We start from the raw sequence: 26,018 nt of genomic DNA, 5'->3' as shown, positions 1-26,018 counted from the left end.
TCCGTTGGTTCGTGGGAAGGGCAGGGGGAACCCCCGCGTCAGATTGTGGCTTGCGTCATCCAGCCGGGGGGCAGGGCAGGGGCCAGCCCGCTGCGCGCCGTTTCGGCGCATTGGGCAAGCGCGCCGAAGCGGATGCTGCGGTTGCTCAGCCCCGGCGCGTAATGAGCGTATTTGCCGGAATTGGTCATCAGCACCTTTGCCTGTGGCGGAAAGACCGGCTCCGAGATCGAGCACCAGCACAGATCGGGAATGATCCTGACGCCCGCGGCTTCCAGCCGGGCCTGCACCCCGTTCCGCCCGATCACTGCAAGTGTGTCGCGGCCAAGCGTGATGATCGTGGTGACTTCGGGATGCACGCGGCTTCCCGCCATCAGATCTGCGAAAAGCGCGCATTCGTCCGCCGAGAAATGCGGGCTGCCAAGCGCAACCAGATCGACCTGCGCGGGGCCGCGATTGAAGTCCTGCCAGAGCCGGGCGAAATCGGCAGGGCCAAGCGTCACGGTGTCTGCCTCGGGCGCTGGGGGCAGGCCTGCCTCGGGCGTGAGGCCTGCGACATGCAGCATCGGCGCGGCTGAGGTCGTGCCGAAGGCGGCGCAAAGCGCCTTCAGATCATCCTGCGAAGGCTGCGCCTGTTCCAGCCCCCGGATCAGCGGAATACGGTCCGGTGCGGCGCGACCCACCAGCCAGCCGAGCATGGGCCAGAAGGCATCGTCGGCCCCGTCCGGCAGGGCCACATCGATGATCCGGCGCGGCGCGCGGTTTTCCGGCAGGTAGACCCCGGCAAGCGCGGTGCGTCCGGTCAGCGCGATGCAGAGATCCATGAAATCAGCGTGTTTCACCGTGCGCGCGCCCAGCACGCTGTTGGCATAGATCACCGCATTGCTTTCGGCCCATGCTATGTCTTCGCCCGTGCCGGGGCGATCCTCCAGCAGATAGGGGGCGCAGGTGAAGCTGGGCTTCGCGCCCATCTCGACATAGGCATCGGCCAGCCCCGCAGCCGGAGTGCCGAAGGCAGGAGCGACGCCCTGCGCGCGCCAGTTGGCGTGATCCACCGAAATGGCGTTCATCGTGGTCGGAACGCGCACCCGTGCGCCCTTGTCGGCCATGCCGCGGGCAAAGGTCAGGAAGGCCGGGCTGGCGTAGATGCAGCCGTCGATATGCACGCGGCTGACATCGGTCAGGCGCGGGGCGCTCTGCGCACGCGCCATGGTGACGATGATCTCCATGGCCAGCCGCGCCGCCTCGCCATGCTGCCCGTCAAGGAAGGCCTGGTCAGCTGCCGTCAGCTCAAGATCCCGGTCTCCGGCGGGGGCAAGCGGCAGGGTCAACGCTCCGGCGGTCAGCGCGTCGGGGGTGATGCTGGCGGCAGTTTCGCGGGCCAGCGCATCATATTCGGCGGGGCTGAGACGCAGCACGGCGATGCCATGCCCGAACAGCCGCCCGGCGACCAGTGCGCCCAGCGTCAGGATGTCCTCGCCCTCGCGGAAGATCAGGGCGCGCGGGGCATTCCCTGCGAAGGCCAGACCCAAAAGCACACCGCTGCCGGTGCAAGACCCCCGGCTGGTCGGCATCATCACGATCTGACCGGCAAGCGAATGCCCGCGTTGCGGGTGCAGCGTGTCGATGATCTCGCCCGTGGACGGGTTCACGCCGCCCCAGACACTCAGCCCTTCGTCGCAGGCGAGGAGCGGCCCCTGAACCGATGCGGAAACGATCATGGTTGCCATGGTTGACCTCGTTGCCCGTCGAAGACCTGCCGTTTCGCGGATTTCACGCGCAACGGCACCGAAAGGGCCGACTTTGGGATTCTCTTTTCTGCTGGCAGATTGCTAATCTTGCAGTCGCCATGGAAATATGCTTAAACGATCACAACTGGTAAGAAAAGAAAAATATGACGCAAACGGAAAAATCCTTGGACGGCGCCGTCGACTCCGATCAGACCGGGGACGACTGGGAGGCCGAGCGCCTGCAACTGCGGTCGGACCTGGGGAACCGGATGAAATCCGTGCGTCAGGCCTGCGGCCTGACCCTGGAGGCGGCGGCGCAGCGGACGGGTCTTGCCGTGTCGACGATCCACAAGATCGAAAACGGCCGCGTCTCGCCAAGCTACGAAAACCTTGTCCGCATCGCGCGGGCCTATGACATCGGGATGGAGCGGCTGTTCTCGTCGGATCACGAGGCGCATCAGACCACGCGCATGACGGTGACCAAGGCGGGTCAGGGCCGCAAGGTGCGTTCGAAGAACTTCGAATACGAGGTGCTTTGCAACGCGCTGGCCGAGAAAAAGATCATCCCGCTGGTGACCCGTGTCGAAAAACGCGCGCCGCTGAAGCCGTCCGAGCTTGAGGCGCATGACGGCGAGGAAACGCTGTATGTGCTGTCCGGCCGGATCGAGCTGGTGGTGGAGCATTACCAGCCTGTCGTGCTGGAACCGGGCGACTGCGCCTATTTCGACAGCACGCTGAAGCACGGCTTGCGCGCCCTCGACGATGACGAGGCCCGCGTGTTCTGGGCCTGCACTTATATCGACGTGGACAGGTAGGCGCGCGACGCCCGGCCTGCCCACCCACCGCCTTCCTGAAGGAGACTGCCCAAGCATGGCCGAGCCCAATATCCTGTCCTGCGATGCGCTGCTGACGCGTGTCGAAACCATCTTCACCCGTGCCGGTGTGCGCCCCGAAAGCGCCGGGGCGGTGGCCCGTGTGATCGTTGCGGGCGAGCGCGACAACTGCAAGTCCCACGGCATTTACCGGATCGAGGGCTGCCTGCGGGTTCTGGCGGCGGGCAAGGTCGTGCCCGATGCGGTGCCGGAGCTGCATGATGCCGGGAAATCCGTGATCGAGGTGGATGCAAAGGGTGGATTTTCCAACCCCGCATTTTACACCGCCCGCGCCGCGCTGGCAGCCCGTGCCCGCGAAACCGGCCTTGCGGCGCTGGTGATCCGCGATTGTCTGCATTTCTCGGCGCTGTGGCATGATGTCGAGGCGCTGGCCGAGGACGGGCTTGCCTCGCTGTCGATGTGCCCGAGCTATTCCTTCGTGGCGCCCGCCGGCGGGAAGGAGCCGCTTCTGGGCACCAACCCGCTGGCCTTCGGCTGGCCGCGCAAGGGCGCGCATCCCTATGTCTTCGACTTTGCGACCAGCGTTGCCGCGCGGGGCGAGATCGAATTGCACCGCCGCGCAGGCAAGCCGATCCCGGAAGGCTGGGCCGTTGACCGCGACGGCAAGCCGACGACCGACCCCGAGGCCGCGCTGGACGGTGCGATGCTGACCTTCGGGGGGCACAAGGGGTCTGCCATCTCGACGATGGTTGAATTGCTGTCGGGCGCGATGCTGGGCGAATTCATGAGCAAGGAGGCGCTGGATTTCATGGGCGGCACCGACCTGCTGCCGCGTCACGGCGCGCTGGTGATCGCACTGGACCCGCAGGTCTTTGCCGCCCGCAGTGGCCGTGACCCGATTGCCGAGGGCGAGAAGCTGCTGACCGCCATCGGGGCGCAGGGCGCGCGCCTGCCGTCCGAGCGCCGCTTTGCCGCACGCGACAGGGCGCTGCGTGACGGCATCGCGCTGAGCGATACCGAACTGGCGCAGCTTGATCGTTTCGAGGCCATGGGCCTTGCGGCTGTCGCCGCTTGATCTTTCGCGCTGAAAAGGCGAAAGGCGCGGGGTTGCCCCCGCGCCTTTTTTGTTCCCGCCATGAAAGCGGTCAGCGCACGCTGGCCAGAAAGGCCCGCGTTTCCGGGTGTTGCGGATCGCCGAAAATCTGTTCCGGCGCACCGATTTCGGCCATGATCCCCTTATGGAAATAGGCCACGCGGTCCGACACATCGCGGGCAAAGGCCATTTCATGCGTTACGCAGATCATGGTCATGCCTTCCTCGGCCAGCATCTTGAGCGTCTCCAGTACCTCACCCACCAACTGCGGGTCCAGCGCCGAAGTCACTTCGTCGAACAGCATGTAGTCGGGCGACATGGCCAGCGCGCGGGCAATCGCCATGCGCTGCTGCTGACCGCCCGACAGACGCGACGGGAAGGTCGACAGCTTGTCGCCCAGGCCCACATGCCGAAGCTGTTTTTCCGCAATCGCCTCGGCCTCCGCCTTGCCGATTCCCAGCACCTTGCGCGGTGCCAGCGTCACGTTTTCCAAGACGGTCAGATGCGGAAAGGCGTTCCATTGCTGGAACACGATCCCAATGTTCTGGCGCAGCCTGTTCAGGTCGGTCGTGCGGGCGTGAACCTCGGTGCCATCCACAAGGATACGGCCGGAATCGATGGGCTCCAGCCCGTTGATGCAGGTCAGCAGCGTGGATTTCCCCGACCCCGAGCCGCCGATCACGGTCACGACCTCGCCCTTTTCCACCGTCAGGTCGATGCCCTTGAGAACCTTGAGCGGACCAAAGGATTTGTGGACGTTCTGGATCTCAATCATGGGACCACCTTTTTTCAAGATACCCGCCGAAACGGGCCAGCGGGAAGCTGATGAGGAAGTAGAAGGCGCCGCAGATCAGCAGCAGGAATAACGGCTCTTGCAGGCGGGTGATCAGGATCTGGGTGGATTTCAGCAATTCGGTCACCTGCACCACATAGACCAGCGCGGAATCCTTCATTACGCCAAGTGCCAGCCCGATCCACGAGGGCAGCGCGATGCGCGTCGCCAGCGGGGCCACGATATAGCGCATGTCCTGCATCCAGCTCATGCCCAGCGAGCGCGCCGCGCGGCGGGTGGTGGCAGGCACAGCGTCAATGCCGCCGCGCACGATCTCGGCGCAATAGGCGGCAGTGTAAAGTGACAGCACCCCGCAGGCCACGGTGAAGCCCGAAATCTGAAGGCGCAGCACCATGCCCATGAACGCATTGGCTAGGACAAGCTGGATCAGCAGCGGGACAGAGCGGAAGATATCCAGAAAGAAGGTCAGCGGCAGCGACAGCGTCGCACCAAGCTGCACCCGGATCACGCCGAACAGGATGCCAAGCAGGGTGCCGATGGCCACGGAAATCGCGGTGACAAGGATTGTCATGCCCGCGCCCTTGGCCAGAAAGACCAGATCGGCGGCGGAGAGTGCGGTATCGAACATGGTGGCCCCTCTCAATACCGGAACAGGCGTGCGGCGATGACGCGCGCGCCCAGCGTGATGATCTTCGTGATGGCGTAGAACAGCACTCCGGCAATGGCGAACAGCTCGAAGGTGCGGAAGGTCAGCGCGTTCAGATCCTGCGTGACGCCGTAAAGATCGGCATTCATGCCCACCGTCACACCCAGCGAGGTCATCAGCACGGCCCAGACCATCTGGTTCGTCATCGGCAGGAAGGAAATGCGCAGCATCTGCGGCAGGATGATGTAGCGGAAGGCTTGCAACTGCGACATGCCCAGCGACCGCCCGGCCCGCGTCTGTGTCTCGGGGATGGCCTTCAGCGCGCCGCGGAAATTCTCGGCCAGATAGCCCGCATTGTTGAAGGTGATGCCGATGAGCAGCGAGACGAAAGGGCTGAAGTGGATGCCGAAACTGGCAACGCCGAAATGTGCCATGTAGATCTGGAACAGGGCTGGGGTGTTGCGTGCGATCTCGACCCAGCCGGTTGCGATGGCGCGCAGCGGGCGCGCGCCGGACAGGCGCAGCAGGGTCAACAGGATGGCAAGCGCAATGCCGATCAGCATTGACAGCATTGCCACCTCCATCGTCACCAGCGCACCATCCAGCATCTTCGGAAGCCGGGCCAGCGCCTGGTTCCATTGGAAGGTGTAACCGAACATTGCTGTCTCCGGCCTGGGGACGCGGAAGGACAGGCGGGGCGGACTACCCCCCTGTCCTTCCGCCATCCGGTTAGCGATAGGCGTTCGGCACGGTCAGCGCGGGCAGCTCGCCACCAACCCATTTCTCATACAGTTCCGCGTAACGGCCGGTGCGGATCTGCTGGTTCACGAACAGGTTCAGATAGTTGATCAGGCCGTATTCATCGCGGTTGGTGAACAGCGCGACATAGTCGGTGTCGAAGGGCGCCTTGCCGACCACCGAGATGCCCGCAAAGTTGCCGGTCTTGACATTGGCCATGGCGACGGTCGAGGTGGAAACTGTCGCATCCAGCTGTCCCTGGCTGAGCGCGAGGAACACATCGGCCTGCGTTTGGTAGGGGCGGAACTCGCCCTCTCCCCAGGCGGTGACCTGCTGTTCCAGTGCGATGGCCTCGTAGGTGCCCGCGACGGCGCCGACCGTGTGACCCTTCATGTCGTCATAGGATTTGATGCCCGTCGCGTCATTCGCGGTCACCGCCATTTCGAAGGCGAAATAGGGGATGGAAAAGCCGACCGTCTTGGCACGTTCCAGCGTGTCCGAGGTCGAGGCGACGCCGACATCCACGCGCCCCGACATCAGCGCGGGAATACGTTCGGGGAAGGGGGTTTCGACGATCTCTGCGGTGACGCCAAGCGCCTTTGCCAGGTCGTTGCAATAGTCGACGTCAAAGCCCTCCGGCGCGTTATTGGCGTCGCGCATCCCCATCGGCGGGAAGTCCAGCACGACCGCGCAGCGCAGCGTGCCCGAAGCGATGATATCGTCCAGCTTGTCAGCCTGGGCCATGCCCGCAAGGCCGGTCGCGGCCAGCAGGGCGGTGGTCAAAGTCAGCTTTTTCATTTGTTGTTCCTCTCTGTTGATTCTTGCGCGAAGATGACTGGATTTATTTTTTATAGCAAGAATTTTTCTTTTATGAAAAACTGTGGTGCAGATGGAAAATTCCTGCTATGCCGCATCCATGATTTAACGCGCTGGTTTTGCGCCATTACATGCAGCCGCCGGAAGCACCCGGCTCAGGCGGGCTGCGTCAATGAAACGCCGTGTGGTCGGAAAAAACCGGCTGTCGACACATGCAGAAGGGGCCTCCCATGACTTTCGCACCCAGTGGCAAACACCTGATCGCCGGCGCATGGATCGGGAGCGAACACACCTTCCTGTCGGAGCCGGCGCATGGTCCGGCGCATGAATTTTCCGTCGGCACCCCCGGACTGGTCGATCAGGCCGTGCAGGCGGCCGAACAAGCCTTTGGCCTTTATGCCCACCTCCCGCGCGCGGCGCGTGCGGACTTCCTCGATGCCATCGCCGATGAGATTGAGGCCCGCGCCGAGGCGATCACGACCATCGGCACGCAGGAAACCGGCCTTCCCGAGGCCCGCCTGAACGGGGAACGCGGTCGCACCACCGGGCAGTTGCGCCTGTTCGCGCAGCATATCCGCGCGGGCGATTATCTGGACCTGCGCCATGATCCCGCCTTGCCGGACCGCCAGCCGCTGCCGCGCCCGGATCTGCGCATGATGCAGCGCCCGATCGGCCCGGTCGCGGTATTCGGCGCCTCGAACTTCCCGCTGGCCTTCTCGACCGCCGGGGGCGACACGGCGGCGGCGCTGGCGGCAGGCTGCCCGGTCGTGGTCAAGGGCCATGGCGCCCATCCCGGCACCGGCGAGATCGTCGCGCAGGCCATCCACGCCGCCATCCTGCGCTGCGGCATGCCTGCGGGCGTGTTCTCGCTGGTACAGGGCGGGCGGCGCGATGTGGGGCAGGCGCTTGTGCAGCATCCCCTGATCAGGGCTGTGGGCTTCACCGGCTCGCTGGCCGGGGGGCGGGCATTGTTCGACCTTTGCGCGCAGCGCCCTGAACCAATCCCGTTCTTTGGCGAACTGGGATCGGTGAATCCGATGTTTCTGCTGCCCGAGGCGGTGGCCCGTCGCGGAGTTGAGATTGGCCGGGGCTGGGCCGCCTCGCTGACCATGGGCGCCGGGCAATTCTGCACCAATCCGGGCATCGCCGTTTTCATAGAGGGGCCGGAAGCGGAGGCGCTGGTTGAGGCAACCCGCGCGGCACTGGCTGAAACCGGCGCGCAGATGATGCTGACCGAAGGTATTGCGGCTGCCTATGTTAGTGGTGCCGCGACCATGGCCGGTCAGGCCGGGGTGCAGGATCTGCTGACCCCGGTGTGTGACCATCGCAATGCGAAACCTTTCCTGTTCCGCGTCGCTGCTGCCGACTGGCTGGGTAACCATACGTTGTCAGAAGAGGTGTTCGGCCCGCTGGGTCTGGTGGTAACGGTGCGCGATGCGGCAGAGATGGTGCAGGTGGCCGAGAGCTTTCAGGGACAGTTGACCGCGACGCTGCATATGGATGAAGCCGACGCAGATCTGGCCCGCCGCCTGATGCCGGTGCTGGAACGCAAGGCCGGGCGCATCCTCGCCAACGGCTTTCCCACCGGGGTCGAGGTCTGCGACAGCATGGTGCATGGCGGCCCCTATCCCGCGTCGACGAATTTCGGGGCAACCTCGGTCGGCACGCTGTCGATCCGCCGTTTCCTGCGGCCGGTCTGCTATCAGAACATCCCTGAAAGCCTGCTCCCGGTCGCCTGATCAGACCTGTGCCGGGTGGTTCTGATGCAAGGACCAGGATCGCCCGTCACGGTAGCAATGCGCAGATACAGGGTTCTGCGCCCGGCCCGCACGTCTCGTGGAGGTGATCACAGGTATCTGTGAAAGCTTCGGCATCCCGCAGAAATCCAAACGTGTCTGCCTGACGGGCGGCAGATCGGGGATCAAGCCCTGTTTCCGGTTCTTCGGATTCCGAAGCCGGGGCATGAGCGTCGGCCCTGATTCACCGTTAGTGCGAAGCGGGCCTCTCCGGCTGAGGGCCGTCCTCGCACCTGTCCTCGAGAAAGATCTTGCCCAGCGGCCGTACTTCGACATTCGGGTTGGCGCAGGTTTCTCAGCGCATTCCCGTTGTTTGCGAATTTCACTTCGACATAACAGGTCTTTCGGGCGGGAGCGAAAACGAAAACAGGGGGCGCCTTGCCGCGCCCCCTGTCCGCAAAATCCCGGTAGCTCAGTCCAGCGAGAAGACCACGTTTGTCTGACCCGTGCCCGAGGAGGGGAAATATTCGGTGACGACCTCGCCCCGGCCCTTGTATTTGTCCCAGCCAAGCGCGCCGAACAGCATGACGGTATCGTGCATGTCACCCTCGCCGTCGCAGTATTTCGCGTAATCGGGCAGCATTTGCAGGAACAGCTCTGTCTCGCCGCCCTGCCACATCTCCAGCACGCGGCGGTCCACCACCTCATTGAACTTGGAAGAGATGGTAAAGGTGCCGTTGTTGGCGGCGTAGTCATCATTCGGCCAGATGTGGTGGCTGAGCGAGCCGGAGGCGATCAGCGCGACATTGCTGTCCGAGGCTTCAATCGCTTCACGGATCGACTGGCCCAGTCTGCGTGAGCTTTCAAAGCTGTGGACGGTGCACATGGCCGCGACCGACACCACCTTCAGGCCTGCATCGGCATTCATGTAACGCATCGGAACCAGCGTGCCATATTCCAGGTCCAGACTGTCGACCTGATGGCTGAGCGTATAGATCTCGTTTGCGCGGGCGGTTTCGGCGATCAGGTCGCCAAGTGCCGCGTTACCCTCGTAATCATAAGGCATGTCCTTGATGAATTGCGGGAATTCATGGCTGGTGAAGATGCCCTTGAAGCGGTGATTGGCATTGATGTGATAGGCCGCATTGACCAGCCAATGCGTGTCCAGCACCACGAACGTATCCGCTCCGGCCTCCCGCGCGCGGCGCCCGATCTCGCGGTGACCGTCAATGGCGGCCTGACGGCAACCCTTGAGCGGCCCTTCCTGCTCCGACATCAGCATGGTCGGCACATGTGTGACCTTGGCGGCCAGAACGAGTTTTCCCATCTGTTCCTCCGGGGAAGTTGCGCGTTTCCCGTAGTTCAGAATTCCTTGCGCAGCGCGGTGAGACCGGCGCGCAAGGTGCCGACATCCGATCCAACGGCGAGGAACTCGACCCCCATCGCGGCGTAGGATCGGGCGAGTGCCCGGTCAGATGTCAGGATGCCCGCGGCGCGGCCCGCAGCCCGGATACGGGTCAGCGCGTCGGTGACGGCCGCTTGAACCTCGGCCGCGCCGGGGTTGCCGCGATGGCCCATGTCGGCCGCCAGATCGGCAGGGCCGATGAAGATGCCATCGACGCCCTCAAGCGTCAGGATCTCGTCCAGTGCCCCGAGCCCCGCACGACTTTCCACCTGCAACAGCAGGCAGACCTGATCGTTGGCGGTGGCCAGATAATCGCCCGCCGCCCCATAGCCCGAGGCCCGCGCCAGCGCCGCCCCGACACCCCGCACGCCCTGCGGCGCGTAGAACATCGACCGTACCGCCTCGCGCGCCTGTGCGGCGCTTTCGATCATCGGCACCAGCAACGTCTGCGCCCCGATGTCCAGCATCTGCTTGATCTCGGCACGGTTGTCATCGCGCACCCGCACGACCGGGTGGCTGCGATCCCCCACGGCGCGCAGTTGCGCGAGGATGTCGCGCAGCCCGTTCGGCCCGTGTTCGCCGTCGATCACCAGCCAGTCGAAGCCGCAATGAGCGGCCAGTTCAGCGACAGACGCGTCGCCCATCGAGACCCAGAGGCCGATCTGCGTTTCCCCGGATTTCAGCCGGGCCTTGAAGTGGTTGACGGGGGCGGGCATGGGGGCACCTCAGTTGAAGGATACAGAGACGGCGCCGAACGGGCCGTAATCGGCGAAGATGCGTGTGCCGGGTGGACATTCGACGGGGCCGATGAACGACCCTGCCAGCACCACCTGTCCCGCCTCGATCCGTTGGCCGTACTGACCCATGCGGCGGGCGAGCCAGACGATGCCCATGACCGGATCGTCCAGCACGGCGGCACCAAGGCCGGTTGCCACCACCTCGTCGTTTTTCCTGACGATGGCCCCGACCCAACGCAGATCGAACGCCCCCGGCGCGTGACGCTGCGGGCCCAGCAAGATGCCGCCATTGGCGGCATTGTCCGACACGGTATCAAAGATCTTGCGCGGCTGTTTCGTCACCGGATCGGTGCGCAGGATGCGGGTATCGAGGATTTCGATGGCCGGGGCGACATAGTCGGTCGCCGCCAGCACATCCTCGCGCGTCACATCACCCTCCAGCGGTGCCTTCATCACGAAGGCGATCTCGGTCTCGATGCGTGGCTGGATGAAACGCCCGGCGGGCACCACCGCGCCATCGGCAAAATCCATGTCGTCATAGATCACGCCGCTATCGGGCGTGTCGATGCCAAGCGCCTCTTGCATGACCTTCGAGGTCAGGCCGATCTTCCAGCCGATGATCCGCCGCCCCTGTGCGAGCTTTTGCGCCATCTGGGCGGACTGAATTGCATAGGCGTCATCCAGCGTAATGCCCGGATGGCGCAGGCTGAGAAGACCGCATTGCCTGCCCGTCGCCTCGGCCGCCAGCAGATCGGCGGCGGCCTGCTCGATTTCGGATGCGCTCAGCATGCCTCGTCCTCGACGCCGTTGCGCAAGGTGCCGATGCCCTCGGCCTCCACCTCGACCACGTCGCCGGGCTTCAGCCAGATCGGCGGATCGAACCGCGCCCCCGCACCGGTGGGGGTGCCGCAGATGATCACATCGCCCGGCACCAGCGTGCAGAAGGTCGAGACGTAGTTCACGATATAGCGGAAGTCATACATCATCCGGCTGGTGCGATCTTGCTGGCGCACCTCGCCATTGACGCGCGTGGTCAGTTCGATGTCATCCAGTTGATCGGCGGACCGGAACGGCACCAGCCACGGGCCGATGGACCCCGAGCGATCCCAGTTCTTGCCCTGCGTCACATTGAACTTGGCGTGGCGCCCCCAGTCGCGGATGGTGCCCTCATTGCACAGGGTCAGCGCGGCGATGTGGTCATAGGCATTCTCGCGCGCGATGCGGCGGCCCGCCTTGCCGATTACGATGGCCACCTCGCCCTCGTAATCCAGCTGCGGGCTTTCCGGCGGGCGGATCAGCGGCTGGTCATGGCCGGTGAAGCTGCGCGGAAAGCGGATGAACATCGACGGATAGGATTTCGCGTCGGTGGTGCCATCCTTGTATTCGGCATTGCGGTCGGGAAAATTCACCCCGATGCAGATCAGCTTTTCCGGGTTGGCGACGGGGATCAGGAACGTGACATCAGCCGCGTTGAAGGTGGCGGAGCGGCCATCTGCGGCGGCGATCACCTCTTCCAGCGCACCAGCCTCGATCACCTCTTTCAGGCCCTTGAACCGGGCGCCATATTCGGGCGTCAGATCGACGATACCCTTGTCGGTGACGACGCCATAGCGGTCTGCGCCAAGGGCGCGGAAGGCGGCGATACGGGCGGGGAAGGATTTCATGGTGCCTCCTTACGCGATGCCGCCGAAGCAGAGGTATTTGATTTCGGTGAATTCCTCGATCCCGTAGCGCGAGCCTTCACGCCCCAGACCCGAGGATTTGATGCCGCCGAACGGTGCCTCGGCGGTCGAGATCAGGCCGGTATTGATGCCGACCATGCCATATTCAAGCTGTTCGCCCACCTTCCATGCCCGCGCCAAATCGCGGGTGTAGAAATAGCTCGCCAGGCCGAATTCGGTGTCGTTCCCCATCGCCACCCCCCCGGCATCGGTGTCGAACCTGAACAGCGGCGCTACCGGACCAAAGGTTTCCTCGCGCGCGATGGCCATATCCTGCGTGACACCGGTCAGCACCGTTGGCTGGAAGAAAGTGCCGCCAAGCGCATGGCGCTTGCCGCCCATCGCCACTTTTGCACCTTTCGCGGTGGCATCCGCGATATGTTCCTCGACCTTGGCGACGGCATGGACGTCGATCAGCGGGCCGAAGACGGTGTCTTCGTCCAGCCCGTTGCCCACCTTCAGCGTGGCAAGCCGCGCCGCCAGCTTTTCGGCAAAGACGTCATAGACCCCGGCCTGCACATAAATCCGGTTGGCGCAGACACAGGTCTGGCCATTGTTGCGGAATTTCGAGACGATGGCGCCTTCCACCGCCGCATCCAGATCGGCGTCGCCGAAGACGATGAAGGGTGCATTGCCGCCCAGCTCCAGCGCAAGCTTCTTCACCGTTGGCGCCGACTGGCGCATCAGCTCGATCCCGACCTCGGTGGAGCCGGTGAAGGTCAGCTTGCGCACCTTCTCGCTGGCTGTCATCACGCCGCCAATGGCACGGGCCGAGCCTGTGATGACCGAGAACAGCCCTGCGGGCAGCCCGGCGCGTTCGGCCAGAACCGCCAGCGCGAGGGCTGAAAACGGCGTCTGCGAGGCAGGTTTCAGCACCATGGCACAACCCGCTGCCAGCGCCGGGCCAGCCTTGCGGGTGATCATCGCATTGGGAAAGTTCCAGGGCGTGATCGCCGCCACCACGCCGATGGGCTGTTTGATGACGATGATGCGCTTGTCGGGCGCATGGCCGGGGATCACGTCGCCATAGATGCGGCGGGCTTCTTCCGCGAACCATTCGATGAAGGACGCGCCATAGAGGATCTCGCCCTTCGCCTCGGCCAGCGGCTTGCCCTGTTCCATGGTCAGGATGCGGGCCAGATCGTCGGCATTGGCGACGATAAGGTCATACCAGCGACGGAGGATCGCGCTGCGCTCTTTCGCGGTGCGCGCGGCCCAAACGCCCTGCGCCGCCTCGGCCGCCGCGATGGCGGCTTCGGTTTCGGCGGCGCCCAGGTCCGGCACATGGCCGATCAGGGCGCCGGTCGCCGGGTTGGTGACGGCGATGCCATCCCCGCCCGCTTCGATCCACTCTGCGCTGACCAGCGCGGCCTGCCTGAGCAGCGTTGCGTCCTTCAGCATCCGGGCCTCACGGTGCGATGATGGGCGATGCGCCCAGGGTGGAGGCAACGGGTTCGACACCTGCGAACAGAGAGCCATGCTCGAACCAGGAGCGCGGCGCGGGGGCGCCCCACAATGTCTGGCGTTGCGGGTCTTTCAGATCCCATTTGATCGCTTCCAGATCCGGGTCAACGGTCTGGTAGTCGGAGCAATAAATCTCGATCCGATGGCCATCAGGGTCGAGGATGTAGAGGAAGAAGGCGTTGGAGATGCCGTGCCGCCCCGGACCGCGTTCGATATTCGAGACATAGCCCGTGGTCGCCATCAGGTCGCACAGGTCGATGATGTTCAGCGGCGTCGGTACCCAGAAGGCGGTATGGTGCAGGCGCGGGCCGGTGCCATTGGTAAAGGCGAGGTCATGCACGCCGCCCTTGCGATGCGTCCAGGCGGCCCAGAGGCGCTTGCTGTCCTCGTCCTCGGTATATTCCGTGACGCGGAAACCGATCTGGTTGTAGAAACCGACCGCCTTGTCCACATCGGGCGAGAAGCAGTTGAAATGGTCGATCCGCAGCGGCTTCACACCCTTGTAAAGCGCATACTTCTGATGGATCGGCTCCAGCCGCTTCATCTGGAAATAGAACTCGACCGGCATGCCGAAACAATCGGTCGTGGCCAGCGTGCGGCCCTGATAGCGGCGTTCGACCCAGGAGACGGCATGGCCTTGCGCCGCGAACCAGGCATGGGCCTTATCAAGCTCCGCCTCGTCATAGACCTTGAAGGACAGGGCCTTCACATGCGCCTCGGGTGATTTGTGCAGCACCATGCAGTGATGCCCGCGTTCCTCCATCGCGCGCAGGTAGACCGTGTTCGCATCCTCATCGGTGATCTGAAGGCCCAGCGTATCGACATAGAATGCTTTGCTGGCGGTCAGGTCCGTCACGCCGAAATCGACATGGCTCAGGCGGATGATGTTGAAGGGCGGATAAAGGTTCGGGGCCGGAATGGGCATGTCTCTCTCCCTTGAAGGTGATGGGGCGGCATTTCCGGCCGCCCGCTGAACGGCGTCAGCCGCCCAGCTTCGGGATCTTGTGCAAGGCGCGCGGGAACGAGACGTTCACCGTTTCCATGTAGAAATCGAACGACCAGTCGCCGCCGTCACGGCCGATGCCGCTGGCCTTCACCCCGCCGAAGGGCGTCGGAAGGTGGCGGATGTTTTCCGAATTCACCCACATCATCCCGGCTTCGAGATTGTCGGTCATCCACATCGCGCGATTGAGGTCGTTGGTCCAAAGATAAGCCGCCAGGCCGTATTGCACGTCATTGGCAAGGCGCAGTGCGTCCTCGTCGTCCCTGAACGGGATCGCGGTCAGCACCGGGCCGAAGATTTCTTCCTGCGCCACGGCCATGTCATTGGTCGCATTGGTGAACAATGTCGGCGCGACATAGCAGCCCTTGTCACCCACCTTGGCGCCGCCCGCCACTATGGTCGCGCCCTCTGCACGCGCCTTATCGAAATAGGACAGCACCTTTGCCTCGTGCTCGGGGTGGATCAGTGGCCCGACCACGGTTTCAGGGTCAAGCGGATGGCCCACCCTGATGCGTTTCGCTACCTCGGCCACGCGGGCGGTGAAGCTGTCGTAAATCGACGCCTGCACCAACAACCGCGAAGACGAGGTGCAGCGCTCGCCGTTCAGCGAATAGATCATGAAGGTCGCGGCATCGACGGCGCGATCCAGATCGGCATCTTCGAACACGATCACAGGGTTCTTGCCGCCGAGTTCGAAATGCACGCGCTTCAGCGTCTTTGCACCCTGCGCCATGATCAGGCTGCCGGTGCGGCTTTCGCCAACAAAGGCGATGGCCCTGATATCGGGATGCTCGGTCAGGCGGCGGCCGGCATCCTCGCCAAAGCCGTTGACCACGTTCAGCACGCCCTTCGGCAGACCCGCGCTTTCAGCGATTTCCACCAGCAGTTTGGCCGTCATCGGGCTGAACTCGGCTGGTTTGTGGACCACCGTGCAGCCCGAGGCCAGCGCAGGAGCGATCTTCCAGGTGGACAGCATGAACGGCGTGTTCCACGGCGTGATCACCCCCACCGGGCCGATGGGGCGGCGCGAGGTCACGTTCATCTGGGTCGGCGTGCGCAGGGTCTTGCCGTCTTCGGCTGTCGGCGCCTGATCGGCGAAGAAGCGGAAATTCGCAGCGCCCCGGATCGCGGCCTTGGACATGAAGCGCAGGGCCTGGCCGGTATCCATACATTCGGTAAAGGCAATTTCCTCGGCCCGGGCCTCAATCGCCTCAGCCACCCTGATCAGGATCTTGCGGCGTTCCGCCCCCGGCATCTTCGACCAGGCGGGGAAGGCGGCCTTGGCCGCGGCGACGGCGGCGTCGATATCCGCCTCGTCTCCTTTGGCGACCTGCGCCAGCACCGACAGATCCACCGGCGATATGCTCTCGAATGTCTGCCCTGAGTGCGCGGGCACGGACTCGCCATTGATGTGGTTCATCACACCAAGCTGACGGAACTTCGCCATGTATTCTGTGGCGCGGGCGATATTGGTTTCAAGAACGCTCATCTGCGGCCCTCATTGCTTGCCCGCGAGACGGGCGTGGATCGGCGTGTCCTTCCAGCTCAGCTCCGGGTCGATGACGCGGATTTCCAGCGAAAGGGCGAAATGCGGTGTGGAAAGCGGGCCTGCCAATGCGGCCTGCGCCGCCCTGAAGATACCGTCACCGGCCGCCTTCAGCTCTGCCTTCGTCCGCCCGGCCCCGACGCTGAGCGTCATGGCGAAAAAGTCGTTCTGCGGCAGGCCGTCGGCGACGATGCAATGATCCGCGCGATAGGCCCGCACCCGGATACCTGCCAGCGGGAAGATGCCCGCCGCCGCCATGGCCGCATGCAGCGCGCGACACAGGCCCGACACATCGGCCCGCACCTCCAGCCCCGGCGAATATTCGATGCTCAGATGTGGCAAGATTCGTCCTCCATTAGATTAACATGTTAATCAAAATGCATCTTGTCAATGCTTAACCTGCGAAGCATCTTAGGGGCAGTTCAGAGGATCCCGACCGCCATGCCGCATTCCCCCGTCAAGGATGGGTTCGAGCTTTCGAAGACCCGCCGGACCTTGCCCATGGCACTGCTCCGTGCCCGTGAGGCGGTCATGGAGCGGTTCCGCCCGCTGCTGCTGGCCCATGGGGTGACCGAACAGCAATGGCGGGTGCTGCGCGTTCTGAAAGAGGCCGAGGAGACCGACGCCTCGGATCTGGCCGATGCGGCCAGCATCCTCGCGCCCTCGCTGTCGCGCATCCTCAGGACGCTGGAGACCCGCGCCTTCATCGCGACCCGCAAGGATCCTCAGGACGGCCGGCGCGCGCTGATCCGCCTGACAGCAGAGGGGCACGCCTTCATCCGCCAGATCGCCCCGGAAAGCGCCGCGATCTATGCCGATCTCGAGGCGCGCCTTGGCCGCGCGCGCATCGACGCCCTGCTGGATGACCTCGAGGCGCTGATGACCGCGCTGGAACGCGCCTGATCCGTCAGCCCGTCCGGGTGTCAAATTGCCCCGGCGCGCAGCCGAAGAACCGCCGGAACTGTCGGTTGAAATAGGACACGTCGTTGAAGCCGCAGACATAGGCGATGGACGAGACCAGCATCGGCTCAGCATCCTTTTCGCGGCCGCTCAGCATCTGGCAGGCTTTTTCAAAGCGTTTCTTCAGCAGGTAATCGGTGGGCGTCGTGCCCGCCAACGCAAAGGCGCGCTGCAATTGCCGCACCGACACCCCGACCGCCTCGGCGTCGGTCTGTGTGGGCAAATCGCTGTCGGTCAGGCAGCGGTCGATGGAGGCGATGCCGCGTTCAGGGATTTGCGCGCGCGACACCTCGGCCTCGATCCTTGACCGGGAAGGGCCGTCATGGCGTTCGTAAAGCACCGCGCGCAGCACGCCATAGATCGCTTCTTCAGCTGGCCGGCACCATGTCGGGCGGGCAGCAGCAGATGCTTGCCATCGGTCAGGCGCTGATGTGCTGGCTCCGCTATCTGGTGATCGACGAAATGTCGCTGGGTCTTGCACCGCTGATCGTCAAGCGGCTGGTCGCGGCCATCGGTGAACTGGTCTCGCGCGGTGCGGGTGTCATACTGGTGGAGCTGCTCACCGAGGTCGCTGGCCGATGACGCCGTGGTGATGCGGCGGGGCGAGGTGCGCTACAACGGCCCCACCCCGACGCTCAGGAGCGAGCCGGAGGCACGAGCCTATTTCCAGCCCCGACCGCTATTGACGCAGGGCCTGCACCACCACCTTGAAGGCGGGCAGGTTCTGGTGCCGGCTGGGATAGTAGATGTGATAACCGGAAAACCGGGGTGACCAGTCGTCCAGCAGCAGTTCCAGCGCGCCGTCGGCAAGATGCCCTGCCACCATATCCTCGGGCATATAAGCGATGCCGACGCCATCAAGCGCGGCGGCTACCATCGTCGCCTCGTCATTCAGCGTCAGCCGCCCGTCGACACGCACGCGCAATTCCTTACCGTCCTTCTCGAACTCCCAGGCATAAAGCGCATTCGCCATCGCCAGCCGCCGGTTGATGCAATCATGTTTCAGCAACTCTTGCGGATGGCCGGGACGCCCCCGCGCGGCAAGATAGACCGGCGCGGCCACCGCGACCAGCCGCCAGTCGGGGCCGACGCGCAGCGCGATCATGTCATGTTCGACGCTCTCCCCAAGCCGGATTCCGGCATCGAACCCATCCTCGACAATATCCCGGAACCCGCCATCCACACTCAGGTCAAGCCGGATCTCAGGGTAGTCGCGCAGCACCGGCCGCAGCTTGGGCCAGATCAGACGGGTCAGCGCGTGATGCGACAGCGTGAGACGCACCAGACCCGCGGGTCTGGTGCGCAATACCATCAGCGCGGCGATCTCGCTCTCGATCTCGCGCACCCTGGGGGCCAAGGACCGGCGTAACCTTTCGCCCGCCTCGGTGGTGGAAACGGAACGGGTCGTGCGCGCCAGAAGCCGGATTCCCATGCGGGTTTCCAGCTTCTTGATCCGGTGGCTCAGCGTCGATTGCACGACGCCAAGCCGTGCGGCGGCGCGGGTGAAATTGCCTTCTTCCGCCACGGCGAGAAACCACATCAGGTCATTGAAATCGGTCTGTGCCATCGGGGTTCATTCATGGTCTGGTTCGATGAGTTCAAGCGATATTTTGCATCTAATCAATAGATCGTGTCACGCCATATAAGGCCCAGGCAACCTGAAAGGCGGAGGCCAGCATGAAGATCACGAGGGCGGGCAGCACAGCTTCGGTCAAGGGGCCGGGCGACTGGTTTACCGGCAGCGTGCGCATCGACCCGCTGTTCCAGACCGAAGCCCCCGCACGCGGCGCGGGCGCGGCGGTCACCTTTGAACCCGGCGCCCGCACCGCCTGGCACACCCATCCGGCGGGGCAAACGTTGATCGTGACCGCAGGACGCGGCCGCGTGCAGCGCGAAGGCGGCCTGATCGAGGAAATCCGGCCCGGCGATGTGGTCTGGTTTCCCGCGGGCGAAAAGCACTGGCACGGCGCGGCGCCGGAGGTGGCGATGACGCATATCGCCATTCAGGAGGCCGTGGATGGCGTCGCGGTCACCTGGCTGGAACAGGTCAGCGATGCCGATTACCTCGGCTGATCCCGCAACCCTGTCGCGGCGCGGGTTCCTGATCGGCCTGACCTGGGCCGCATCCTATGCCTTCACCGCGCCGGCCATGGCCAGAGAGACCCCCATGCGCATGACATGCCGGTTTGCCGGTCAGGCATTCACCGTCCGGCTGAACGACAGCCCGGCAGCGCGTGACCTGTTCGCGTTGCTGCCGCTCGATCTGCGGATCGAGGACTACGCCCATAACGAGAAGATCGCCTATCTGCCGCGCAAGCTGACCGAGGAGGGTGCAGGCCCGTTTGGTGATGAGGCGGCAGGCGATGTCTGCACCTATGCGCCCTGGGGCAACCTCGTGTTCTTCCACGCGCCCTACCGCTATTCCCGCGGGCTGATCCGGCTGGGCCGGATTGAGGGCGGCATCGCGCCGCTTCTGCTGCGCGGCACCTATCCGCTTGGCCTGACACGGATCGGCTGAGCCTTTTCACCGCAAAGGACATCACCATGAAAGACAAGGTCATCATCATCACCGGCGCCTCCTCCGGGATCGGCGAGGCGACCGCGCGGCTGCTGGCCGCGAAGGGGGCGAAAGTGGTTCTGGGCGCGCGCCGCGAGGACCGACTGAAGGCGCTGGCCGCCGAAATCACCGCAGCGGGCGGAGAGGCGGTCTGGCAGGTGCTGGATGTCACCAAACAGGCCGACAATGACGCCATCGTCAACCTGGCCAAAGATACCTATGGCCGGGTAGACGTGATCTTCCTCAATGCCGGGATCATGCCCAGTTCGCCGCTTTCGGCACTGAGAACCGACGATTGGCATGACATGGTGGATATCAACATCAAGGGCGTGCTGAACGGCGTGGCGGCGGTGTTGCCCGTATTCATCGCGCAGAAATCCGGCCATGTGATTGCGACGTCCTCGGTGGCGGGGCTCAAGGCCTATCCGGCGGCGGCGGTCTATGGCGGGACCAAGTTCTTTGTCCGCGATTTCATGGAAATCCTGCGCATGGAATCCGCGATGGAGGGCACCAATATCCGCACCGCCACCATCTTTCCGGCCGCAATCAACACCGAATTGCTGGGCACCATCAGTGACAGTGGCACCGCGGCGGGCATGGCAGCACTTTATGAACAGGTCGGCATCACGCCCGACCGGATCGCCAATGTCGTGGCCTTTGCCATTGAACAACCCGCCGACACCAATGTCAGCGAGCTGACCGTCGGCCCGACGGTGCAGGCCTGGTAAGAGCTTGCGGCGGAGGGATTGCCTCCCGCCGGATACCCTGATTCAGCTGGCGACGGCATATTTGCGCCCCAGTTCATGCCCGCCCGTTATCAAGCAGCGCCTGCACATGGCGCGGGCCGACCGGGCGGATGCCCAGCGGGTTGAGCGCCTTGATCGAATAGTAACCACGCGTGATGTGATCCATGTTCACCGTCTCGCGCACCCCCGGCAGGTTCAGGATCCGCGCCATATAGGCCGAGAGGCGCGGGTAATCCGCGATCTGGCGAAGGTTGGTCTTGAACAGCCCGTGATAGGCCGCGTCAAAGCGGATCAGGGTGACGAAGGTGCGGATGTCGGTTTCGGTCAGGCGGCCGCCGAGCAGGTAGTCGCCGGTCAGCCGCGTCTCCAGCAGGTCGAGCGTTTCGAACACGCCCGCCACCGCCTCGTCATAGGCCGCCTGCGTGCTGGCGAAACCGGCCTTGTAGACACCATTGTTCAGCCGGTCATAGATCACCGGGTTCAGCGCCTCGATTTCCCCGGCCAGATCGGCGGGGTAAAGCCGCAGATCCGAGGGCACCAGATGGTCAAAGGCGGTGTCGAACATGCGCAGGATGTCGGCGCTTTCGTTGCTGACCATGACGCCCTGTTTCATATCCCACAGCACCGGCACCGTGGCGCGGCCGGTGAAATGCGGGTCGGCGCGGGTATAGATCTGGTACATGAATTCGGCCCCGAACAGCGGGTCGTCCTCGGCCCCCGGATAGCCGCCGAAGCGCCAGCCCTGATCGGTCATCACCGGGTTGACCACCGTCACCGGGATCATCGCATCCAGCCCCTTGAGCTTGCGCGCGATCAGTGTGCGCGAGGCCCAGGGACAGATCAGCGCGACATAGAGCCGGTAGCGCCCCGCCTGGGCCGCAAAGCCGCCCGTCCCGGTCGGGCCGGGGCGGCCATCCGGGGTGATCCAGTTGCGGAAGCTGGACACCTGCCGCACGAACCGGCCCTTTTCATCGGCCTTCTGCACCGGCTGCCAGTTTTCCACCCATTTTCCGTCTACAAGCATGTGCGCGCTCCTTACCGGGCGTGAAAGACGAAGGACCGCATCGAGATCGAGCCGAGGTCGATCGCATCGGTCATATAGGTCAGGTCGTCGCCGCTATCCGAGGCACCGGCAATGGTCAGCGCGGGCAGGTAGTGATCGACCGAGGGATGCGCCATTTGCAGCAGCGCCCCCAGCTTGCCGCGATTGGCAAGCGTCGCGAAATCGCGGTCGGTCAGGCGGTCGGCGAACAGGCTGTCGAATTCCTGCGCGAAATCGAGCGGCCGGCTGTTCGGCCCCCATTGCGCCGCGCGCAGGTTATGCACCACATTGCCCGACCCCAGGATCAGCACGCCGCGATCGCGCAGCTGCGCCAGCTCGCGCCCGATTTCCAGCTGGTAGTCCAGCCCCTTCGACATGTCGATGGAGATCTGGAACACCGGCACATCGGCATCGGGATAGAGGAATTTCAGCACCGTCCAGGCGCCGTGATCCAGGCCCCAGGTGTCGTCCTCCTCGGCGTGATGGCTGGCCAGCAGGCTGACCACCTCGCGCGCCAGTGTCGGGTCGCCCGGGGCGGGATAGCGTTGCTGAAACAGCGCCTCGGGGAAGCCGTAGAAATCATGGATGGTCTTCGGCATGGCCGAGACATCGACCAGCGTCGTGCCCCGCGTCATCCAATGCGCCGAAACGACAAGGATCGCGCGGGGGCGCGGCAGGTCGCGGCCCAGTTCGGTCCAGGCGCGGCTGTATTTCGTATCCTCGATGGCGTTCATCGGGCTGCCATGGCCCAGAAAGACCAGCGGCATCCGGTCACTGGGGGCCAGCCCGTCGCGCAGCGAGGCAAGGGTCGGGGTCGTGTTCATCGTCGCATCTCCTGTCGCCGGAAGGGAAGGGGAGGGCGCCGCGCGGGCGCCCGCCGATGGTCAGGCAAACTGGCCGAGCAGCCGGTCAAGGAAGGGCAGGCGCAGCGCCAGGGCGCCCCGGCCCAGCAGGGCGATCACCCCCTGAACCATCGCCCAGAACAGCGGGAATTCCCAGCCGCCGCCTTCACCGGAAAACAGCCAGCCATTGCCCGAATGCACCCAGACCGCGCCCAGAAGCACCGGGATCAGCGCCAGCGCCACCAGCCGGGTCGCCACGCCGAGGATCAGCGCCGCACCACCCGCCAGTTCGGCCAGGATGGTCAGATAGGCTAGCCCGCCCGGCAGGCCGAGGCTTTCGAAATAGCCCACGGTCCCGGCGATGGTGAACACATTCACCTTCAGCAACCCATGCGCCAGAAACAGAACTCCGCTGGAAACCCGCAGCAGCGTAGCGGCGATATCAACGTTGCGGTTCATTTTCCTGTCTCCTCAGCCGATTTGCCATTGCGGCGCGATGGCGGTGCCAAGGCCCAGCACATAGCCGAACTGGATGTTCAGAAAGCCCAGCGGCTCCAGATAGCGGGCGTTCTTCAGCGGACCGGCATCGACCGGCACCAGACCGATGTCGCGGGCCAGTTGGCTCACCTGGTCGCGCGCCGCCGCATCGTCGGAGGCGACGAAGGTCTGAAGTGGCTGGTCCTTGATCGAAAGGCCCGTGGCGTAATGCTGCGCGAAGATGGTGTTGAACGCCTTCACCACGGTGGCGCCGGGCAGAAGCCGCGCGATTTCCTCGGCGGCGGAACTGTCATGCCCGACGACGAGGCCCGAGAATTCGGCATTGACCGGGTTCGACAGGTCGATGACCAGCTTGCCGCTGAAATCGGCGGCCTTGGCCACATCCGCCGCCGCGCCATAGGGCGTGGCGAGGATCACCACATCCGCCCCGGCCCCGGCCACCTTCAGATCAGCGTCGCGGCCATGGGCCACGGCCGCATGCCCGGCCTTCGCCAGCGCCCCGGCAAGCCCGGAGCCGATATTTCCATTCCCGATGACCGCGATATTCATCTGCTTTTCCTTTCTGCCGCCTCGTCCGGGCGCCGTGTTTCGATGACAGATATTTACGGCTTGGCAATAACGAACAAAATGGCGATGTTATGGATTGACTATAACCATTATATTCTGAATTGACCGATGGATACACTTGACCAACTCCGCGCCTTTGTCGCCGTGGCGCAGGCCGGTTCCTTTACCGCCGGTGCTGGTCAGATCGGCGTGTCGAACCGGCTGAGTTCGAAATATGTGGCCGAGCTGGAGGCCCGGCTGGGCGTGCGGCTGTTCCAGCGCACCACCCGCAAGGTCGGGCTGACGCCAGCGGGCGAGGATCTGCTTGCTCGTGCACCCGCGTTGCTGGAAGAGATGGAGACCCTGCTGGCCAGCATCGCCGAGGGTTCGCGCGGGTTGACCGGCACCATCCGGATCGCGGCGCCCGTGACATTTGGCGAGGTCTATGTCGGGCCGATGCTGGGGCGGTTCGCGGCGCTGCATCCGGGGCTGACGTTCGATCTGCGGCTGGATGACGGCTATACCGATCTCGCGGCGACCGGCGTCGATCTGGCCTTCCGCATCGGCGCGACGCAGATGCAGTCGCTGCGGGTGCGCAAGCTGGGGGTGGTGCGGTCGGTGCTGGTGGCCAGCCCCGCCCATGTCGCCACCGCGGGCGCCCCCGAAAGCCCCGAGGCGCTGGCGCGGCACGTCTGCATCCTCGACAGCAATCGCCAGTCGCCGCGCCGTTGGGTCTTTCTGCGAGGCGGGGCCGAACATGTCGTGCATGTCGAGGGACGGTTTCAGGTCAATTCCGGCCGCGCCGCCGGGGCACTGGCCGCTGCCGGGCTGGGCCTGGCCTATGTGCCGCGCTTTGCCATCGCCGAGGCGCTGCATAATGGCGTGCTGATCCCGGTGATGACGGGCTTTGAGGGCACCGCCACGACACTGAACGCGGTCTATCTTGAGGGGCGCGCCCTGCCGCGCAAGGTGCGGGCGCTGATCGACTTTGCCCATGACGACATCCGTACCGCCGGAATCCTTTGAGCTGCCCTTCATGCCGAGTGTTCAGCCAAGGCCCACCTGACTGATGTGGTCGGGTCATCTTTCCGGTGCTCTTCGATGGTCGGCTCGACGTATGAGCAGGGCATGGAAATCTCCATGTAACGCTCTGACGTTACTCGTTTGTCGCAACCAAAAATAGAATGTGCCCGTGAACGGTTCTTGAATCGGATAATCAGGGTTATGTATTCATAAAATCAACCCGGTGCCGCCGCTCGCCAGATGGCAGGCGGCGGCGCCAGGGTCACAACAAGCCAAGCCAGCGTGGCAGGGCCAGCGAAAGGTCGGGCCAGAAGCTTGTGACCAGCATCACCGGCAAGGCCACGAACAGCAGGATCAGCAAGGCAGGCCGCACCGCATCCAGCACCGACGCCCGGCAGACCCGGCAGGACATGTAGAGGATCGGCGCCATCGGCGGGCTGTTGGCGCCGATGACCACCGAACAGGCCACGATGGAGGCGAATTGCACCGGGCTGACCCCCGATGCTTCCATCAGCGGCAGGAACAGCGGCGCGACCACGACGGTGCAGGACACGTCATCCATCAATGCGCCTGCGACCACCAGTACCAGATTGACCAGAAGGATGGCGCCGATGGGCGAAGTTGCGATGCCCTGAACCGCGTCCGACAGGTCTTGCGGGATGCGTTCGGATGCCATGATCCGCGAGATCAGGAAGGAAAATAGCAGGATCAGGATGATGGAGCCGGTCGTCTCTGCCGTGCGGACCAGCGCCTCTGCCAGGTTGCGCAGCTTCAGCTCGCGATAGATGAAAACCCCGATCAGGATGGATGCGACAGCGGCGACAGCGGCAGCTTCGGTCGGGGTGACGAACCCGCCGTAGATCCCCCCGAGGATGATCACCGGAAGCGACAAGGCGGGCAGCGCCGACAGCGCCACCTGCCCAAAGCTTTGGGCGTTGTCGCGCGGGGGCGGAAGAATATCAGGGTTCCGGGCAACGGTGACGCGGTTGAAAACCAGCAGCCCGGCAATCAGCAGGATCGCGGGCAGGATCGAGGCGGCAAAGCAGGCGGCAACCGATTGCCGGGTGACCACGGCAAACAGGATCATGGTGATCGAGGGCGGGATGAGGATGCCCAGCAGCGACGAGACCCCCAGAAGCGCAGCCGTATAGCCGCGGGGATAGCCACGCTCTTCCATCGGTCTGGACATGATGGTGCCCATCGAGGCCACCGCCGCAGAGGCCGTTCCGGCAATAGCGCCGAAGATCGCCGAGGACAGCACGATCACACTGCCCATGCCGGACCGGCCTGTGGCGATGCGACCCACAAATTCGATGATCCGGCGGGCGATGCCGCCCCGGTCCATCAGATAGCCGGTGAAGATGAACAGTGGCAGTGCCAGCAGCACGACCGAGTCGAGCGACCTGTAGCCCTGCAACATCAGCGTGTTCAGATTGGCGTCATAGATCCATGCCAGAAAGCCTGTCACCAGCGCAAAGCTGAAGGCGACCGGCACGCCGACGGCCAGCAGGACCACAAGCAACGGCACGGCAAGCAGGCCGGTCAT

At 64.3% G+C, this 26,018-nt stretch carries 29 protein-coding genes; 9 read left to right on the top strand and 20 right to left on the bottom strand.

What is annotated here, in order from left to right; all coding sequences use genetic code 11:
- Nucleotides 1-38 precede the first annotated feature (38 nt).
- The gene (locus AO684_RS11895) at nt 39-1,727 is read right to left on the bottom strand and encodes an aconitase X (protein WP_054302960.1); all 1,689 of its coding nucleotides are present in this window, start codon (nt 1,725-1,727) and stop codon (nt 39-41) included.
- Nucleotides 1,728-1,912: 185 nt separating this feature from the next.
- Between AO684_RS11895 and AO684_RS11890 the strand changes: the two genes are divergently transcribed.
- A complete protein-coding gene (locus AO684_RS11890; RefSeq protein WP_229825841.1) occupies nt 1,913-2,542 on the top strand; it encodes a helix-turn-helix domain-containing protein in 630 nt (209 codons plus the stop codon).
- 55 nt (nt 2,543-2,597) lie between these two features.
- A complete protein-coding gene (locus tag AO684_RS11885) occupies nt 2,598-3,635 on the top strand; it encodes an Ldh family oxidoreductase (protein ID WP_054302958.1) in 1,038 nt (345 codons plus the stop codon).
- Nucleotides 3,636-3,705: 70 nt separating this feature from the next.
- Here the strand turns inward: AO684_RS11885 and AO684_RS11880 are convergent, their stop codons facing one another.
- The 4 genes from AO684_RS11880 to AO684_RS11865 form a co-directional block, all read right to left on the bottom strand.
- Nucleotides 3,706-4,428 carry an amino acid ABC transporter ATP-binding protein gene (locus AO684_RS11880; protein WP_054302957.1) on the bottom strand — a complete coding sequence of 241 codons (723 nt, stop codon included), beginning with the start codon at nt 4,426-4,428 and terminating at the stop codon, nt 3,706-3,708.
- On the bottom strand, nt 4,421-5,074 hold the full coding sequence (locus tag AO684_RS11875) for an amino acid ABC transporter permease (protein ID WP_054302956.1): 654 nt from the start codon (nt 5,072-5,074) through the stop codon (nt 4,421-4,423). Before AO684_RS11875 ends, AO684_RS11880 begins: the two co-directional genes overlap by 8 nt.
- An 11-nt stretch (nt 5,075-5,085) precedes the next feature.
- Nucleotides 5,086-5,751 carry an amino acid ABC transporter permease gene (locus tag AO684_RS11870; protein ID WP_054302955.1) on the bottom strand — a complete coding sequence of 222 codons (666 nt, stop codon included), beginning with the start codon at nt 5,749-5,751 and terminating at the stop codon, nt 5,086-5,088.
- Between the two features lie 70 nt (nt 5,752-5,821).
- On the bottom strand, nt 5,822-6,628 hold the full coding sequence (locus tag AO684_RS11865) for a transporter substrate-binding domain-containing protein (protein WP_054302954.1): 807 nt from the start codon (nt 6,626-6,628) through the stop codon (nt 5,822-5,824).
- A 248-nt stretch (nt 6,629-6,876) separates the two neighbouring features.
- On the opposite strand from AO684_RS11865, the gene AO684_RS11860 reads away from it, so the two are divergent.
- Nucleotides 6,877-8,385: an aldehyde dehydrogenase (NADP(+)) gene (locus AO684_RS11860; RefSeq protein WP_054302953.1), complete on the top strand. Its 1,509-nt coding sequence runs from the start codon at nt 6,877-6,879 to the stop codon at nt 8,383-8,385.
- 469 nt (nt 8,386-8,854) lie between these two features.
- On the opposite strand, the gene hpaD (AO684_RS11855) is transcribed toward AO684_RS11860, so the two are convergent.
- The 8 genes from hpaD (AO684_RS11855) to AO684_RS11820 are packed head-to-tail and all read right to left on the bottom strand — an operon-like array spanning nt 8,855 to nt 16,600.
- On the bottom strand, nt 8,855-9,709 hold the full coding sequence (hpaD, locus tag AO684_RS11855) for a 3,4-dihydroxyphenylacetate 2,3-dioxygenase (RefSeq protein ID WP_054302952.1): 855 nt from the start codon (nt 9,707-9,709) through the stop codon (nt 8,855-8,857).
- A gap of 35 nt (nt 9,710-9,744) precedes the next feature.
- Nucleotides 9,745-10,503 carry an aldolase/citrate lyase family protein gene (locus AO684_RS11850; RefSeq protein WP_054302951.1) on the bottom strand — a complete coding sequence of 253 codons (759 nt, stop codon included), beginning with the start codon at nt 10,501-10,503 and terminating at the stop codon, nt 9,745-9,747.
- A 9-nt stretch (nt 10,504-10,512) separates the two neighbouring features.
- A complete protein-coding gene (hpaH, locus tag AO684_RS11845; protein ID WP_152968405.1) occupies nt 10,513-11,313 on the bottom strand; it encodes a 2-oxo-hept-4-ene-1,7-dioate hydratase in 801 nt (266 codons plus the stop codon).
- Nucleotides 11,307-12,188 (bottom strand): fumarylacetoacetate hydrolase family protein, encoded by an 882-nt coding sequence (locus AO684_RS11840; protein ID WP_054302950.1) that lies wholly within the window; start codon nt 12,186-12,188, stop codon nt 11,307-11,309. The genes hpaH and AO684_RS11840 overlap by 7 nt, the downstream gene beginning before the upstream one ends.
- A 9-nt stretch (nt 12,189-12,197) precedes the next feature.
- Entirely contained in the window at nt 12,198-13,646 is a 1,449-nt protein-coding gene (locus tag AO684_RS11835) for an NAD-dependent succinate-semialdehyde dehydrogenase (RefSeq protein ID WP_054302949.1), read from the bottom strand.
- Nucleotides 13,647-13,653: 7 nt separating this feature from the next.
- Nucleotides 13,654-14,634: a 3,4-dihydroxyphenylacetate 2,3-dioxygenase gene (hpaD, locus tag AO684_RS11830; RefSeq protein WP_054302948.1), complete on the bottom strand. Its 981-nt coding sequence runs from the start codon at nt 14,632-14,634 to the stop codon at nt 13,654-13,656.
- Between the two features lie 55 nt (nt 14,635-14,689).
- A complete protein-coding gene (gene hpaE, locus AO684_RS11825) occupies nt 14,690-16,201 on the bottom strand; it encodes a 5-carboxymethyl-2-hydroxymuconate semialdehyde dehydrogenase (RefSeq protein ID WP_054302947.1) in 1,512 nt (503 codons plus the stop codon).
- A 9-nt stretch (nt 16,202-16,210) separates the two neighbouring features.
- Complete coding sequence (locus AO684_RS11820) at nt 16,211-16,600, bottom strand: 5-carboxymethyl-2-hydroxymuconate Delta-isomerase (protein WP_054302946.1); 390 nt, start codon at nt 16,598-16,600, stop codon at nt 16,211-16,213.
- Nucleotides 16,601-16,759: 159 nt separating this feature from the next.
- Between AO684_RS11820 and hpaR the strand changes: the two genes are divergently transcribed.
- Nucleotides 16,760-17,161: a homoprotocatechuate degradation operon regulator HpaR gene (gene hpaR, locus AO684_RS11815; RefSeq protein ID WP_229825840.1), complete on the top strand. Its 402-nt coding sequence runs from the start codon at nt 16,760-16,762 to the stop codon at nt 17,159-17,161.
- A gap of 4 nt (nt 17,162-17,165) precedes the next feature.
- On the opposite strand, the gene AO684_RS11810 is transcribed toward hpaR, so the two are convergent.
- A complete protein-coding gene (locus AO684_RS11810; RefSeq protein WP_054302944.1) occupies nt 17,166-17,570 on the bottom strand; it encodes an AraC family transcriptional regulator in 405 nt (134 codons plus the stop codon).
- Between the two features lie 32 nt (nt 17,571-17,602).
- On the opposite strand from AO684_RS11810, the gene AO684_RS21835 reads away from it, so the two are divergent.
- Entirely contained in the window at nt 17,603-17,800 is a 198-nt protein-coding gene (locus AO684_RS21835) for a hypothetical protein (protein ID WP_054302943.1), read from the top strand.
- A 97-nt stretch (nt 17,801-17,897) separates the two neighbouring features.
- On the opposite strand, the gene AO684_RS11800 is transcribed toward AO684_RS21835, so the two are convergent.
- Nucleotides 17,898-18,785 carry a LysR family transcriptional regulator gene (locus tag AO684_RS11800; protein ID WP_054302942.1) on the bottom strand — a complete coding sequence of 296 codons (888 nt, stop codon included), beginning with the start codon at nt 18,783-18,785 and terminating at the stop codon, nt 17,898-17,900.
- Nucleotides 18,786-18,895: 110 nt separating this feature from the next.
- Here AO684_RS11800 and AO684_RS11795 point away from each other — a divergent pair, with 110 nt between their 5' ends.
- From AO684_RS11795 to AO684_RS11785, 3 genes are read left to right on the top strand one after another with little or no spacing between them, the layout of a single operon-like run.
- Nucleotides 18,896-19,291: a cupin domain-containing protein gene (locus tag AO684_RS11795; RefSeq protein WP_054302941.1), complete on the top strand. Its 396-nt coding sequence runs from the start codon at nt 18,896-18,898 to the stop codon at nt 19,289-19,291.
- Complete coding sequence (locus AO684_RS11790; RefSeq protein ID WP_235451275.1) at nt 19,272-19,736, top strand: cyclophilin-like fold protein; 465 nt, start codon at nt 19,272-19,274, stop codon at nt 19,734-19,736. The genes AO684_RS11795 and AO684_RS11790 overlap by 20 nt, the downstream gene beginning before the upstream one ends.
- A 26-nt stretch (nt 19,737-19,762) precedes the next feature.
- Entirely contained in the window at nt 19,763-20,503 is a 741-nt protein-coding gene (locus AO684_RS11785) for an SDR family oxidoreductase (protein ID WP_054302940.1), read from the top strand.
- A gap of 73 nt (nt 20,504-20,576) precedes the next feature.
- On the opposite strand, the gene AO684_RS11780 is transcribed toward AO684_RS11785, so the two are convergent.
- Genes AO684_RS11780 through AO684_RS11765 form a run of 4 tightly spaced genes read right to left on the bottom strand, consistent with a single transcriptional unit; the run spans nt 20,577 to nt 23,452 of the window.
- On the bottom strand, nt 20,577-21,545 hold the full coding sequence (locus AO684_RS11780; RefSeq protein WP_054302939.1) for a glutathione S-transferase family protein: 969 nt from the start codon (nt 21,543-21,545) through the stop codon (nt 20,577-20,579).
- Between the two features lie 11 nt (nt 21,546-21,556).
- Nucleotides 21,557-22,387, bottom strand: coding sequence for a 4,5-DOPA dioxygenase extradiol (gene ygiD, locus AO684_RS11775; RefSeq protein WP_054302938.1), 831 nt, complete (start codon nt 22,385-22,387; stop codon nt 21,557-21,559).
- A gap of 60 nt (nt 22,388-22,447) precedes the next feature.
- Nucleotides 22,448-22,864: a DoxX family protein gene (locus AO684_RS11770; protein WP_054302937.1), complete on the bottom strand. Its 417-nt coding sequence runs from the start codon at nt 22,862-22,864 to the stop codon at nt 22,448-22,450.
- A gap of 12 nt (nt 22,865-22,876) precedes the next feature.
- Entirely contained in the window at nt 22,877-23,452 is a 576-nt protein-coding gene (locus AO684_RS11765; protein ID WP_054302936.1) for an NADPH-dependent F420 reductase, read from the bottom strand.
- Nucleotides 23,453-23,578: 126 nt separating this feature from the next.
- On the opposite strand from AO684_RS11765, the gene AO684_RS11760 reads away from it, so the two are divergent.
- Complete coding sequence (locus AO684_RS11760) at nt 23,579-24,475, top strand: LysR family transcriptional regulator (protein ID WP_054302935.1); 897 nt, start codon at nt 23,579-23,581, stop codon at nt 24,473-24,475.
- 259 nt (nt 24,476-24,734) lie between these two features.
- Here the strand turns inward: AO684_RS11760 and AO684_RS11755 are convergent, their stop codons facing one another.
- Nucleotides 24,735-26,018, bottom strand: a complete 1,284-nt coding sequence (locus tag AO684_RS11755; protein WP_054302934.1) for a TRAP transporter large permease — start codon at nt 26,016-26,018, stop codon at nt 24,735-24,737.

It is taken from the genome of Gemmobacter sp. LW-1, assembly GCF_001303875.1.
In the GTDB taxonomy this organism is placed as follows: domain Bacteria; phylum Pseudomonadota; class Alphaproteobacteria; order Rhodobacterales; family Rhodobacteraceae; genus Gemmobacter; species Gemmobacter caeni.
The sequence above is the reverse complement of the archived record's forward strand: the minus strand, read 5'-3'. Positions and strand labels throughout refer to the sequence as shown.